The 14,299-nt window shown below is 58.8% G+C and carries 12 protein-coding genes; 3 read left to right on the forward strand and 9 right to left on the reverse strand.

All coding sequences use genetic code 11. The features are described from left to right. Positions 1–182: 182 nt before the first annotated feature. Both EC9_RS04565 and EC9_RS04570 read left to right on the forward strand, forming a co-directional pair. A complete protein-coding gene (locus EC9_RS04565) occupies positions 183–536 on the forward strand; it encodes a hypothetical protein (protein ID WP_145342743.1) in 354 nt (117 codons plus the stop codon). A gap of 188 nt (positions 537–724) precedes the next feature. Then, entirely contained in the window at positions 725–2,134 is a 1,410-nt protein-coding gene (locus EC9_RS04570) for a sulfatase (RefSeq protein ID WP_145342745.1), read from the forward strand. Here EC9_RS04570 and EC9_RS04575 read toward each other — a convergent pair. The 8 genes from EC9_RS04575 to EC9_RS04610 all read right to left on the reverse strand — a co-directional run bounded on the left by EC9_RS04575 (position 2,131) and on the right by EC9_RS04610 (position 11,346). After that, the gene (locus EC9_RS04575) at positions 2,131–4,566 is read right to left on the reverse strand and encodes a flagellar hook-basal body complex protein (RefSeq protein ID WP_145342747.1); all 2,436 of its coding nucleotides are present in this window, start codon (positions 4,564–4,566) and stop codon (positions 2,131–2,133) included. The two genes, EC9_RS04570 and EC9_RS04575, sit on opposite strands and share 4 nt — an antisense overlap. 50 nt (positions 4,567–4,616) lie before the next feature. After that, the gene (locus EC9_RS04580) at positions 4,617–5,054 is read right to left on the reverse strand and encodes a flagellar hook assembly protein FlgD (RefSeq protein WP_145342749.1); all 438 of its coding nucleotides are present in this window, start codon (positions 5,052–5,054) and stop codon (positions 4,617–4,619) included. A gap of 146 nt (positions 5,055–5,200) precedes the next feature. Next, positions 5,201–6,832: a flagellar hook-length control protein FliK gene (locus EC9_RS04585; protein ID WP_218934582.1), complete on the reverse strand. Its 1,632-nt coding sequence runs from the start codon at positions 6,830–6,832 to the stop codon at positions 5,201–5,203. A gap of 65 nt (positions 6,833–6,897) precedes the next feature. After that, positions 6,898–7,542 carry a hypothetical protein gene (locus EC9_RS04590; protein WP_145342753.1) on the reverse strand — a complete coding sequence of 215 codons (645 nt, stop codon included), beginning with the start codon at positions 7,540–7,542 and terminating at the stop codon, positions 6,898–6,900. 3 nt (positions 7,543–7,545) lie between these two features. Next, the gene (locus EC9_RS04595; protein ID WP_145342755.1) at positions 7,546–8,007 is read right to left on the reverse strand and encodes a flagellar export protein FliJ; all 462 of its coding nucleotides are present in this window, start codon (positions 8,005–8,007) and stop codon (positions 7,546–7,548) included. Positions 8,008–8,093: 86 nt separating this feature from the next. Continuing rightward, the gene (locus EC9_RS04600) at positions 8,094–9,422 is read right to left on the reverse strand and encodes a FliI/YscN family ATPase (RefSeq protein WP_145342757.1); all 1,329 of its coding nucleotides are present in this window, start codon (positions 9,420–9,422) and stop codon (positions 8,094–8,096) included. 64 nt (positions 9,423–9,486) lie between these two features. Continuing rightward, positions 9,487–10,179 (reverse strand): FliH/SctL family protein, encoded by a 693-nt coding sequence (locus EC9_RS04605; protein WP_145342759.1) that lies wholly within the window; start codon positions 10,177–10,179, stop codon positions 9,487–9,489. A gap of 45 nt (positions 10,180–10,224) precedes the next feature. After that, positions 10,225–11,346 (reverse strand): FliG C-terminal domain-containing protein, encoded by a 1,122-nt coding sequence (locus tag EC9_RS04610; protein WP_145342761.1) that lies wholly within the window; start codon positions 11,344–11,346, stop codon positions 10,225–10,227. Between the two features lie 614 nt (positions 11,347–11,960). On the opposite strand from EC9_RS04610, the gene EC9_RS04615 reads away from it, so the two are divergent. After that, positions 11,961–12,179, forward strand: a complete 219-nt coding sequence (locus EC9_RS04615) for a BON domain-containing protein (protein WP_145118264.1) — start codon at positions 11,961–11,963, stop codon at positions 12,177–12,179. 149 nt (positions 12,180–12,328) lie between these two features. Here the strand turns inward: EC9_RS04615 and EC9_RS04620 are convergent, their stop codons facing one another. Next, complete coding sequence (locus EC9_RS04620; RefSeq protein WP_218934798.1) at positions 12,329–14,002, reverse strand: sulfatase family protein; 1,674 nt, start codon at positions 14,000–14,002, stop codon at positions 12,329–12,331. Positions 14,003–14,299 lie beyond the last annotated feature (297 nt).

Below are 14,299 nucleotides of genomic sequence, written 5' to 3' on the forward strand. Positions count from 1 at the left end.
GGGCGATCAAGGAGCATGCGGCGGAACGGTAAAGCGATGATGTTTGCAGCCGAAATTGTGCTCAAACTCGCGTTGGCATTCGCTTTGCATTATCGATTCTGCATTCCGAAAATTCCCCGCTGTTGCTTTCGTGCGGACGAGTGCTCTGGCGACATGCTCAGCTCAATCCCAAGGATTCAAAGATGAAGACTAAACTCACCGTCGTCGTTTTGGCATTCGCCTGCGTTGCTGCGTTGGGTGCATCGAACGCTTCGGCGCAAGGCTATGGTCATGGTATGTTCTATCATTCCGAAGCTGGAGCTCGCGGCGCGGCAGGACACTACACCTACGGCGACTATTACAGCAACCACCGGCACGCTCGCGGTCACGTCGGAGTGCGAAGTCCGGCCCTCAATACTTCACCATTCGGCTATCGCGTCAACGCGGCGAGGGTGTTGAGCACCAATGCAACGCCCGCGAGTGGACATCGATTTGGCGATCTGTACCCCGGCATGGTCCTGCCCGATGGTGCGGTGGTTGTCAGCGTCGGCAAATAAACCGCCATGCGTTGCGTTTATCTTCGCTTGCGAGTCGTGACGGATTACTGCGATCCGGTAGTCGATGGGCTGTTGAATCGCAGTTTCGGCGAAGTCTCGAATCGGTGCGGCAAGCAGGGGGGATGGGACTGAACTAGAATAGCGGATCGTCGTTGCGATCCGTTTTCTCTTTTGAGGTTTCCACTTCGATGCGTTTGATGCTCCTGTTTGCTTGTCTCGTCTTGGCACCGTTGGTCTCATCGGCTGCCGAGCGTCCCAATGTTTTATTGATCTGTGTCGACGATCTACGACCCGAATTGAACTGCTTTGGGAAGTCGTACATTCGCTCGCCGAATATCGACGCATTGGCGGCTCGCGGTCGGATCTTCGAACGCCATTATGTTCAAGCCCCGACGTGCGGAGCGTCGCGGTTTGCGATGCTGACCGGGCGTTATGGTCCCAGCGACAACGGGGCACTGTTTAAGCGAGCCGCTCAGATCGCGAAAAATGCCGACTCGGTCTCCGCCAGCATGCCTGCCTGGTTTCGGCAAAACGGCTACACGACGGTTTCGGTTGGCAAGGTCTCGCATCATCCCGGCGGACGAGGCGGCTCCAATTGGGACCAGGAGGATAAATTGGAGATGCCGCATTCGTGGGATCGCCATCTGTTGCCCGCCGGACCGTGGCAGCATCCACGCGGCGCGATGCATGGTTTGGCCCACGGCGAGATCCGTCACGACCCTTCCAAGATGGATCTGATTCAATCGAGCGAAGGGGACGATTCGATCTATCCCGATGGCTTGATCACCGACGAAGCGCTGCGTCAGTTAGATCGATTGAGCGGCGACGACGGCGAGCAGCCTTTCTTTTTGGCCGTTGGTATCATCCGACCGCATCTGCCGTTTGGAGCTCCTGCAAAATACATGCAGCCCTATCGCGATCTCACCCTGCCGCCGATTTCTCATCCGGAGAAGCCGTCGGGAAAGACGACGTGGCACCGATCGGGAGAGTTCATGCGATACAACCGTTGGGGCAAGGATCCGAATCACGATGCCGAATTTGCGACCGCCGTGCGGAAGCATTACGCAGCGTGTGTCACGTACGCCGACGCTCAGGTTGGCAAGCTCTTGGAGCGATTGAATCAGCTGGGACAACAGGACAACACGATCATTGTGTTATGGGGCGACCACGGCTGGCATTTGGGAGAGCACGGGATCTGGGGGAAGCACGCGTTGTTTGAAGAGTCGTTGCGATCGCCGTTGGTGATCTGCCATCCCGGTCTGCCCAATCCAGGCGTAGCAACGCGGTCGATCGTCGAAAGCGTCGACATCTTTCCGACTCTGTGCAGTCTGAGCGGTCTGCCGCAGCCCGATTTTGTCGACGGAGTTTCCTTGACGCCGATTCTCCAATCGGCAGATGCCGCCGGGCATCCAGCGGTCTCGTACGCCAAGGCTCAAACGCTTCGTACCGACACGCACCGCTTGATCCTCCATCGCGATGGCTACGTCGAACTGTACGATCATCGCGGCGAGGATGGTGAGACAACAAACATCGCCGAAAAACATCCCGAGCTGGTCGAAGCGATGCTGCAGCAGTTGCGTCAGCGGGTCAAAGGTTAACGCGCCAGGTTCAGCAATTCGTCCAACAGTTCTTGAGTCGAAGTGATCACCCGCGTGTTGCCCCGGTACTGCGTTCCGGCGAGCACGAGGTCGACCAGGTCGGCACCCATGTCGGTGTTGGACAATTCCAACGCACCGGCGCGGATCGCTCCGATACCGTTTTCGCCGGGACCACCTTGAACCGGCAGGCCGGTGTTGATGCCTTGGGCGTAAAGGTTCTGGCCGCGTTGGTCGAGGCCGGCGGGGTTGGCGAAACGGGCGAGCTGGATCTGTCCGAGGTCGCGGGTCACACCGTTGCTGAACACGCCACGCACGATACCGTCTTCACCGACAACGTAGCTGGTCAATACACCGGGAGCCGAACCGTCTTGTCGAGTCGCGGCGAGCGAGGCCGTATCGGTGGCCAAGCCGGATACCGAAGTGAAATCGAGTTCGAATTGCAGCGGCGAAATACTAGGCGATCCGCTGCGGTTGATATTCACTTCGGTGTTCGATGCGGAGATGAAGTTGCCGTTGCCGTCGAATCGAATCAAGCCGGTGCCGACGGAGATCCCGTTGCTGGTGGTCGACTGGTTTTCCGAACTGTCGGCGTACCAACGATAAACGGTCTGTTCGTCGGTCCGTTCTTCCAGCGCAGTCGTTACTCGCATGTCCAAGGGATTACCGAGCGAATCGTAGACGACAAAGTCGGCGACCGCACTGGTTCCTACCGCTTCTTGAATTGTTCCAAAGGCGAGGTTGGGAACGGTGACGTTTCCAAGATCGTCTTCGATCCGGAACGCTGTTAGATCGATGTCCAAAGCATTCAATTCGCCGTTGTTGCTGACAAACCGAATCGCACCGTCCTGGATGTAGCCACCTGGAATCAAGGTTCCGGTTTCACCGGGGATATTGTTCTCCGACCCCGGGATCGGGTTTTGTGAATCGACCTGCAGGATCTGGATACCGGACGCCGATTCGACAAAATCGATCAGATCTTGCACCGTGGAGGTCGCGGTGATCTCCAGTTCTTTCGTTCCCAGCAAGCGATCCCCTTTTTCACCCTGGTAGGACATTGTTCCCACGGTGAAGACGGGTGAATAGTTGAGCCCGTCCCGTTTAAGGACGTTGGTCAACAGCGTGTTGCTGTTGATCGTGGGCCCGTCGAGATCCAACAGTTTGTTCCCCGTGATGTCCAGATCGGCGATCTCCGCGTCGGATTTGCTATCGGTATACGTATCGTAGGGGGAGACGGTGTCGACCAGATAGAAATTGTTCTGGTCGTTCGCCAGGTTGCGATAGATGCGGATTTCATCGTATTCAGGGAAACCACCTCCGGTTGGCGGAGTTGGTGGGATCGGGAAATTGTCGATGGTGATCCGGCCATCAACGACGTTTTGAGGACCGATCAGAACGCTCGGAATGCTCTCGGTTGAGCCCGTTTTGTGATACGTCACCATGTAGGTGTAGTTGCCGCTAAGCGTGTCGGTGTCCAGTGGAGTCGTCGAAAGGGCGACGGAGCCGTCGTCGATGTAGCTGCCAGCGGTCGCGGCGGTGTCGAGTTGGAAAAACTCGCTCCCCCCCGCCTCGGTACGGTAGATGTTCACCGAAGTGTATTCTGGTGAGGGGGAGGCGGGCAGGCTGCCAAGGGTGATCTGTTGACCGGTTGCTGCGTTGACCGAGATCGGCGCGCTGGGGACCGTTTCACGGCCAGCGTTGTCGACGTAGGTGAACCGATACTGATAATTGCCCGCAGCTAGCGCGCCACCTCCGGCGACCGTTGTCGTGACACTATTCGACGATGGAACCGGTGATGTACCAATGTTGATGTCGCTGCCGTCGGGACGTGGGACCGCAGCATCCCCCAAGATCGCGCTTTGGATCACTTCAGCAGCGGTTGCGACCTCCCCCTTGGGCGTCAGCGTTCCTTCGAAGGTGACTTCGTTTGTCGCCCGAGCGACCGATTCACTGCCCAGCGGAATCGTGATCGGTTCGAGCTGTGTCTCTTGAATACGAAACGATTCGTCGGCACCAAACCCAAGCAAACGCTGGCCCGTCGACGTGGTTAACTGGTTTTCGCTGTTGAGCTTGAAGATTCCATTCCGCGTGTACAGATTCTCGCCTTGAGAACTCTCAACGATAAAGAAGCCCTCGCCCTGGATGGCCAGGTGCGATGGAGTCGAGCTGATTTCGATCGTCCCTTGGGTGAAGTCGGGGGTGATCTCGGCGACCTGCACACCCAAACCAACCTGGCGCGGGTTGGTACCGCCGTTTTCGGCGGTCGGCGCAGCACCTAGCGATTGGGTCTGCAAGAACTGCGTCGCAAAGACAGCGGTCGAGGCTTTAAACCCAACCGTCTGCGCATTGGCCAAGTTGTTGCCGATTACATCGATCTGGGTTTCAGCGGCGCTGAGGCCCGTCAATGCCGTGCTGAGTGCAGATGCCAGTCCCATGCTCATTCCCTAATTGCGATCAAATCGTCGCGGGAGAGTATGCTAGCTGGCTAGCCTTCGACGATCTCCCGGATGTTCCCTACTTGTATCGTCTTTTCACCAATGTGAACTTTGACATTCCGGGAATCTCCGCCCTCACTATCGGTCTCTACCGAGACCCGATCGATCTTTCCACTGATCTCTTCGGCGTCGTCGCTGAGTCCGGAGACCTCGCGGCCGATCAGGTTGCTAGCGGTTGTCAGCTGTTGGCTGAGCGAAAGATTGCCCAGCGTTTCGGTCAGATCGTTGGTCGCACCGATCTCGCGAATCTGACCGATCTGTTGCAGCATTTCCGCGTTTTCCATCGGATTCAACGGATCTTGGTTCTGCATTTCGGTGATCAGCAGCGTCAAGAAGTCGTCGAGATTCAGGTCGTTGAGTCCACTCTCGGCAGCGTCCGCCGAACTGCTAGCGGATGAGGTAGCACCTGTTGCAGCAATTTGAGACATCCGACATTCCTGGGGGCGATTGGAGAATAAAAAATTTGTTCCCGGCGATGATACGCCGTCGATCCCTTCGGCCACCATTGCAGTTTCTTCCCCAACGCACCCTCAATGGCTACCGCATGATCTCCGGCCGCGGCAGCCGAAGATCGTTAGGCGACAAGATCCAGCTGTTCGGTCGACGATCCTGTCGAGCTGCCGATCTCCTGCGGCAGTTCGGTTGGGGCGACCGGTTCGGGCATCGGTGGCCGCGGCGGTGCGGCGAAGTTTTGGAACGTTTCACGCTGTTCCTGTTGGCCGCCTTGCGACGTCCCCATCTCGCTTTCCATGCCGATCTCGATCGATTCGATCTGAAATCCCTGTTCGGCCAGCCGGTTTTTGAGGTCGTGTAGATTCTCTCGCAACGCGTGCGAGGCGGCTTCCGATTCGGTCACGATCCGCGCGTTGATCTTCCGTCCGGAGACGTTGACGTCGATCCCAACCGATCCGAGTCGCGGCGGGTGCAGGCGGATCTTCAGGCTGCCGCCGTCGGTCCCCAGTTGCTGAAAGGCGCGCGAGACGCGTTGCAGCAACTTCGCTCGGTCGACTTGGTCCAATGGATTCGTATCGGTCGACTTGGCTTTGGCGGCTGTCGCCGTCGTTGCATTCCCCGCCGTTTCGATCTTTGCCGAACCGATCGTTGGTGCGGCGTCGGCCAATGGCGTCGCGCTCGACCGAGCGGCGGCTTCGGTCTGTTTTGCTGCGGCGATGGGAATCGATGTGGCAGCCGACTGGCTGGCCGGTTCCGCTTCGGGCACAGGTTGCGACAGCGCTGCGGTTGCGTCGACCGACGGCAGGTCGACCGGAAGCTCTTCGGCGACGGCCAGTTCGGCCGGCGCGACGATCGCTGGCGACGTGCCTTCGGCCGGTCGCTGAGTCGAAGCCGGCTGCACCGAATCGGCGGGCGGCTGGGTTCCGTTGGGCAGCCCGACGATCCGTTCTTCGCCTGAATCCTTGCTGAATCGCCGTTTCGATTTCTGTGATCCCGGCTCCACGTCGCTGCGGGCGATCGCTGGTTCCAGTTCTTCTGCCGCCGCTTTGGCGATCGCTGGATCCTCTGGTTCTACGTTGGGATCGGATTCCGAAACCGGGGCGACAGCAACCACCTGGCTATCCTGCTGATCGGCCGCATCGGAAACCGGTTCCGCGACAAGTTCGGATGTCGTGTCGGTTTCGGCCAGCGATTCCTCGAATGCTTCGGGCTGCTCGGTCGCTTCGACGTTCTCGATCGGGGTGTCCAACGGCGTCGATTCTGCGGTGTCCGACGAATTTGCATCGACGGCCAAATCAGCTTCCGTTGCCGCAGCGTTCTCGCCGGCGCTGTCGGTTGGCGCGACAGCCGCTACGTTTTCGTTGGCTTCCGCATCGAGCTCTTCGCCGTTGGGCGTGGCCGATGCCGGCTGCTGATCCGGATCGGCGAGGCCTGCTTCGGCGGCGATCGGTTCTTCGACCGAAGCTTCCAGTGGTTCGGATGTTTGTGCGATCGGTGTCGCGGCGGTTTGTCCAACGGCCGCGGAATCGTACGACTCATCGTCGTCGCGATCTTCCGAATCGGGCTTGTTTGTCGCTTTGGGGGCCGCCGGTTCGTCGGCCTTGGGCTGCGGCCGCTCGCGCGTCGCCGGAGCGGCTTCAAAGATTTGGGCAAAGCCGCTGGTCAGGTCGGTCGGATCCAACTGCAATTGCAACGAAGCATTATTGCCTCGGCGAATTGCGTTGATCGAGTTGAGCGAAATCGAGTCGCCCATCGCGTAACCTCCCCACTCGACCCGAGTTCGCCCCGGGGCGGACATGGGGTCCGGCCAGAAGATCGCTACTCGTCGCGAGCCTTATCGATGACTGTCTTTTCAGGTTCGCCTGCACCGATGTGGTTCAGGATCTGTTGCAGTTTGTCCGCTTCTTCGGGCGAGACAAACTCCCTTAAGATCTTCTTTCGTTTGTCAGCCTGCATGGCTTTAACGATTGCAACGACGTCGTTAAGGTCACCCCCATCTAACATTCGGATCAATTGATCCTTGCTGGTCGCCGGTGGCAACGACTCCAGCGTCGACTGCAGCGACTGCATCGCTTCGTCCTGAACGCCTTGGGAAAGTTCGGCCAATTTGCGGTAGAAAGCGTCTTTTCGCGTGTCGAAACGCGATTCTTTCGATCGCAGCCGCTCCTGAACCACCTGCAATTGGTTGTAATAGTTCTCTTGGGCGCGGCGCCGCAGATCCATCTCCAGCCCATCGCGAGCCCGCTCGGCTAAGACCTCTTCGAAGCTGGGGATCGGTTCGGTTTTGGCCGCGCGAATGCTATCGGCGACCCGATCGCCCGAGATGTCGATGCCGTTCATCAGCCCCACGATCTTGGTGGTGCTGGCGGCGTTCAGGTTGCCGCGGACCGCAAGAACCCCGACGACCAACAGCTGAGTCAGCACGGTGGCGACGCAAAACGCAGCGATTCCTTTGGTTAACATCGATTAAGTCCCACGTAAGCTATGTTCCGCCGACTGGTGCAGCACGGCGGCGACTTCGTCCATTTCGGCCTGCAGCCTCGCTTGTTCTGTGTCGCGATACGTCTGCAACGCGCGATCGCGCAGCTTTTCGATCCGTTTGACTTCTTGATCGGCTGTCTGCAGGATCAGTTCTCGTTTTCGCAATTCGACGTTGACCTGGCCGACCTGCTGCTGAAGTGTAGCTTTTTCTTGCTCGACGAGAATTTCATGGCGTCCCTGAGCCAACAATTGGTCGACGCTGATCTTCCCCTTTAAATGGGTGCCGCGCTGCGTCTTCAGATTTTCCAGTTCGCTGCTTTTGTCGGCGATCTGCGTTTCCAGGATTCCCAACGCCTGAGTCGCGTCGGCGACGCCTCGCCGCGCCGCATCGCGCTCGCTGCAACGCAGGTTCAACAGCGAGGCGAGTCGAAATTTGAATCCTTTCATCGCCAGGTCATCCTTGTTTGCGTTGGTTTGGGAATCGGCAAATCCGTTGCCGAGCTGTGGTTATCGTTTGGGAAACGCTGTGCGATTTAGCCCGCAAGCGTTTGCATCGCCTTCATGGTGATCGCCAAGGGCGAGACCTCGTTCGATTTTTGCGTCAGGAATTGCTTCAACATCGGCTGCATCTCGATCGTCTTGTCGAGCTCGGGATTGGTCCCCGCGCGATAGGCTCCGATGTTGATCAGGTCTTCGTTGGTGCGGTAATTGGCCAACCATTTGCGCAGCTGAGTCGCGGCGGCTAGCGAATTGGCCGGGATCAGTTTGGTCTGCAGACGGCTGAGGCTCTCCAGGACGTCGATCGCCGGCCAGTGCCCTTCGGATCCGAGTTTGCGGCTGAGGAAAAAGTGGCCGTCGAGTAATCCACGCAGGTTGTCGCTGATCGGTTCGTTGTTGTCGTCACCGTCGACCAGGACGGCGTAAAACGCGGTGATCGAACCACGCTCGGTGCGACCCGATTGCTCGACCAACTTGGGCAGCGTCGAGAAGACCGACGGCGGATAGCCGCGGGTTGTGGGAGGTTCGCCGACCGCCAGACCGATCTCTCGCTGAGCGGTTGCAAAACGGGTGATCGAATCCATCAACAGGACGACGTTTTTGCCTTGGTCGCGAAGCGCTGTCGCGATCGCCGTCGCGGTCCAAGCCGCTTGGATCCGCATCGTTGCCGGTTGATCGTTGGTCGAAACGACAAGCGTGCTGCGAGCCATTCCCTTTTTGCCCAACGTGTGCTCGATGAACTCGCGGACCTCGCGTCCACGCTCGCCGATCAATCCGATCACGACAGCATCGGCTTTGGAGTTCTTGGCTAGCATGCCCATCAGGGTACTCTTGCCGCCACCGGCTCCGGCAAAGATGCCCAGCCGTTGTCCGAGCCCGCAAGTCAGCAGCCCATCGATCGAACGGATCCCCGTTTCGAAGACGGTCTCGATCGGCGGTCGATCCAACGACGCGGGCGGTTCCATGTTGATCGAGGTGGACGTCAGCGAAGCGGGCAGCGGGCGTCCGTCCAATGGGCGGCCCAGTGCGTCGACGACGCGGCCGATCAGCCCCTCGCCCAATCGCAGGTTCACGCTGTGGCTCTGCAGTTCGACCGGATCGCCCGACGAGAGAGCTGATAATTCATCCATCACCGCCAGGATCGGCGAATCGTCGCGGAAGCCGATCACCTTGGCAGCGCCCTTTTGCCCGCTGCGGGTGTGGATCGTGCAGATCGAACCGACGGGCACGCTCAGCCCGCGGACCTCGACCCGATTACCGACGATCGCATGGACCGACCCGACGACGCGGCCGTCGATCGAATTGCGGATCGTCTGGCGGTAATCGTCGGCTTTCACCAGTTCGGGGAAGGGAGCGTTCTTCATGCGTTTTCCATTGGCTGCGGTCGCTTCCCGGGAAGGGATTGCGTGGGGACGGTTTCCGCCCGATTCATTCTTCTTCGCTTTGCAGGCCCAGGTGTTGGGCGAGTTTTTCTAGTTGTGTCGATAGTTGTAAATCGATGTGTCCGCCCTCTTGGCGGACCACGACGCCCATCGGTTCGACTGCTTCGTCCGGTTCGATGTGCGTTTCCTGAGGCAGGCCGGGGCGGCGGACGACGCGATCGAGTTGTTGCCCCAAGACGCTTAACGTTTCCGGGTGGACGGCCAGCGTGATCTTCCTCGCTCCGCGGACTGCATCGAGCGCTTCGTTGGCCCATCCCAGCAGGATCTCGTCGTTTTGGTTGATCGCATTGCGAGTCAGCTTTTGTGCGACTTCAAATGCGATCTCCAGCGTGTTCTGTTGCCACTGTTGCAACCAATCGTTTTCCGTTTCCCACAGCTGATCGATCGCCGATTCGAGCGTTGCCAAGCGGCTGTGGACCGCCGAATCGACAGCGACTTTGACCCGCTGGTCGATCACTTCGTTGGCCTCTTTCAGTCCCTCTTCGCGACCGGCTTCGCGAGCTTGCTGTTGGATCGCTTCGGCGTCGGCATGCGCTTGCTTGATGATCGCCGCGGCGGTTTGTTGAGCCCGTGCGACTTCTTGCGACGCGCGATTGGCAAAGTCGTCGAGATTAAACCCAGCCACGCCCGAGAAGCCAGGATCCTGTTTGCCCGATTTGGATTTCAGAATGGTCGACACGGTCGGTTACTCGATGGAATGGGTTAAAGGAGGCAAACGCTTCGCTTACGCGGCGAAACTCATTCGCGAGGGAGCCGACGCTGGCAGATGCAATTCGGGCAGCTTGCCGGCGTCGTGTAATTGCATCGCCGCGTCGTACAGTTCGCGTTGGCTGGCATCGATCTGACGCAATTCGACGTTGTCGATCTTCCGCATCAGATCTTGCACCTCGCGGCGTTGGTTGCGAGGCAGGATCGTCAGCAACCGCTGGACGACGCGCGGGTCCATCCCGCACAACGACAGGATCGCGGTGTCGACCTCGACCTCCAACAGCACGCGGCGGAGCGCATCGGCGGGCAAGCGTTCGATCGGGGCAAAATCGATGGGCGTCGGTTCGCTGTCGAGATCTAGGTGCAATTCATCGACGACCTCTGCCGATTCGATCGCTCCCGAATCCCATTCATCCAGCTGCTGCGGTGGCTCTGGCGGCGCCGAATCCACGGGAGCAACGGGCTCTGGCGGCAACGATGCAGCGAGATCGGGCAGTTCGGAGAGAATCTGTTTGCGTTGGTCGAGGTCCAGGTGCGTCAGGATCGAGGCGAGCGAGCGGCTGCCCGCTTGCGGTTCGGCTGGCGTCACCTTTTTCATCAACGATTGCAGGTGCTCGCTGATCTCCTGCAACGCTTGGCTGGGGATCTCGGTGATCGCGGCCAGTCGTTGGATCGCAGATTTACAGACCGATGTCGGCAGGTCGGCCAGCAGTTGAGCGGCGACCGACGGTTGCATCGAAGCCAGCACGATCGCAACGGTTTGCGGGTGTTCGTCCGACAGGGCGCTGACGAGCGCACGGATCGGCATCTCGTTCAGGAAGTGCAGCGGGTCACGCGATTCGGCTTCTTCTTCGGCGGAGTTCTCCGCTGGCGAAGAGGTTGTAGTGGCGGGAACTGCCGCGGCGGTGGGCTCAGGGGCGACGGGGGTAGGCCGCGAAGCCGTGGCGTTCTGGGACTTCTGCATGAAGTCGGCGATCGCCATCTTCCGTTCCAGCGGGTCGATTCCGGACAGTTGTGAGATTGCGTACCGAACCTGAGCCGCTCGCGATGGGGGCATCTTGGCCAGCAACTGGGACGCCGTGACCTGATCGAGACTGTCCAGCAAGACAGCGACGCGACGAAGCGAACCCTGATCCACAACCAATCCCTCCGATGAATAGACAAGCAAACACAGAAAAGCTTATAGCGAGCCGAGCTCGATGGCGGAAGAGAAGTTGCGGGGAGGGTTTGAGTGTTGGGGAGCTTGGGGATGGTTTGGGGGTGGGCAGTCTCCGGAGCTTTATCAACGCAGAGTCCAGTCGCGAGCAATGGAGAACTGTTTGCCAGCCCCCTGCCCGTGCGATTTAGGGCCATCGGGCAAACCCTCACACAACTGACTCGCGCCGGGCCGACGAATCGAAAAAAATGCGAAAGTTTTTGCTAGCATAACAATTGGTGTCGTCTGGCCGAGTCGCGGTCTCGTGCTAGCAAATGTTCCAGAGAATTCCAGCTCGGCGACGAGCTGAAAGCGTTGCAAGGTGGGGGGAGACAAAAGGGCCCCATGTGAGTCAAAACCTTTATAAAACGGGGGAGCTGCCAATCTGCTCACTTGACATTTGCACATGCTCGGCAATAACTTACAAGGACAGCCATTGCATCCATCGTTGCTTGCCAATGGTCCCGCAGAAACAGCATGTTATGCAATGAGATTTGCAGCACGACGTTCCTCTCCAACGTCTTTTTTATCCATGCGTCCCACGATAAGGATATCTAATGATTGACACGCTCGAACCGCAATCGTCTGTTGTTGCTCGAAATCGTCTGCACGAAAGCCCAATCACCGAGCTCCGCGATCTGGAGATCGTCGAAGATGGTGAATGCTTGTGCATCAGCGGCCGCGTTCGCTCGTTCTATCACAAGCAGCTCGCTCAAGAGACCGTTCGCCAAACCGCTCCCGGTTGGACCGTCGTCAACCGCGTCGACGTCGACTAGGTTCTTCGAACACTACCTCCTGCCGTCGCTGCGGTCGTTGAAACGATCGTCAGCGAATTCGGATCGATGCCACGCTTCGATCGTCTCCACGACGTGGCTCCCAGGACTGCAGCGAGTTGCGGTTCTTCGGTAGGTCGCTCTCTCGCGGTCTACTCACCCTGCCACGTTCGCGTATTCAGTTTGCCCGCCTTCAGTTCGGCTAAGCGGCGCTGCAGGTATTGGTGGGAGATCTTCCTCGCCTTGGCGCGATCGGCTTCGTCGTAATCCCAGAACTCCTGCACGATCGCCTCGCACTTCGGATGATGGCTGCCGTCGTCTCCCACGCTTTGCCGCAGCCGAGCCAGTTGGGCTTTCAGTTCAGCCACCCGTTCCGTTTGGTCGGGATCGTCGTAGAGGTTCCGTGTCTCCTGCGGATCGTTTACCAGATCGTAAAGCTCCCAGCCCGCTGGCGTTTGATAACCGCCGTCGTAATTGCAGCCGTAGAAGTAGATCAGCTTGTGCGTCTTGGTTCGAATGCCTAAATGCCCCGGATTGTCGTGGTGAGCCATGTGCATCCAATAGCGATAATAAGCCGCTTGCTTCCAGTCGGCCGGTTCGTCGCCGGTCTCCAGCAGCGACTTAAACGAACGCCCCTGAACCGAAGCGGGGATCTCGGCGCCGGCCAACGCCAGCATCGTCGGGGCGTAGTCGACGTTTTCGATGATCGTGTCGTACCGCTTCCCCGCCGGAATGCTTTTGGGATAGCGGACCAGGAATGGCATCCGCTGCGATTCTTCGAACATCCAACGCTTGTCCTGGTAGTCGTGCTCGCCCAGCATAAAACCCTGGTCGCCGGTGTAGATGATGATCGTGTTGTCGATCTGCCCCGTTTGTTCCAGATGTTGGAGTAACCGGCCCAGATTGTCGTCGATCCCTTTGACGCAGCGGAGATACTTCTTCAGGTAGGCCTGGTAGGCGAACCGCGTATTTTCTTCGTCGCTGTAGTTGGCGGGATCAAAGTTCTTGGGGAACTCGTTCGGATAGAGTGACGGTAGATCGCCAAGGTAGGATCGCCGCAGGTTGCGTCCGCCGATCGACGTGCCGATATGAGGCAGTAGTTCGTCGTTGGCACCTCGCGTGGCCAGCGATCCAAACTTGGGATCGCGATGCCACAGCGTGTCGGGCTCGGGGATCTGGACATCGGCCAGATACGATTCGTAACGCTCGGCGTTTTCGAAGTAATCGTGAGGCGCTTTATAATGATGCATCAAGAAGAATGGCTGCTCTTGATCCCAGCCATCTTTCAACCAATCGAGCGTCAGGTCGGTGATCGCATCGCTGGAATGTTTGCCCGGAAACTGCAGTTTGTTTTTTCCCCACGGCTTGTCGCCACGAACCAGGAATTCCGGGTCGTGGTATTTCCCCTGGCCGGGCAGCACGCAGTAATAATCGAAGTCGGCCGGTTCATGGTGCAGGTGCCACTTGCCGATCATCGCGGTTTGGTAACCCGCCTTGCCCATCTGAATCGCCAGCATCTGTTCGCCGGGAGCGACGCGGCCGCTGAGATCAAACGCGCCGTTGGTGTGGTTGTATTGGCCCGTCATCACGCACGCTCGCGATGGCGAACAGATCGAATTGGTGCAGAAGGCGTTGGTGAACAACGCCCCCTCTTTCGCCAATCGGTCGATGTTGGGCGTCGGGGCAACCTCGGCTAATCGGCTGCCGTAAGCGGAGATCGCGGGCGCGGCGTGGTCGTCCGACATGATGTACAGGATGTTGGGGCGATCCGCGGTCATCGCGGTCGATGGCACAGACACGAGCAAAAGCAGCAGCAACGTCCGCATCATAAAAACGACTCCTGGAGAGATTCAGTTCAAAGTCAGCTCTAACCGACCAAAGCGAGTCTAATCGTTCGGCGGCGCGAGGAATCAACCTAGTGGCTTCTGGCGGGGAAATAAAGCAACCGTGCGCGTTGCGAAGGGGGGAAACGCTCGGATTGGAACGTCCGCGATGCGCGTTCTGATCGCTTTCGCTCTGCGGCGATATCGTTTGCCGTTGGGAGAGCGGCGGTTTCTGCGGCGGCAGCCCGACCAGCGACATCTCGCGCATTGGGGCGACAACGTAGTTCGGCGCTCGGCGGC

It is taken from the genome of Rosistilla ulvae (assembly GCF_007741475.1).
In the GTDB taxonomy this organism is placed as follows: Bacteria; Planctomycetota; Planctomycetia; order Pirellulales; family Pirellulaceae; genus Rosistilla; species Rosistilla ulvae.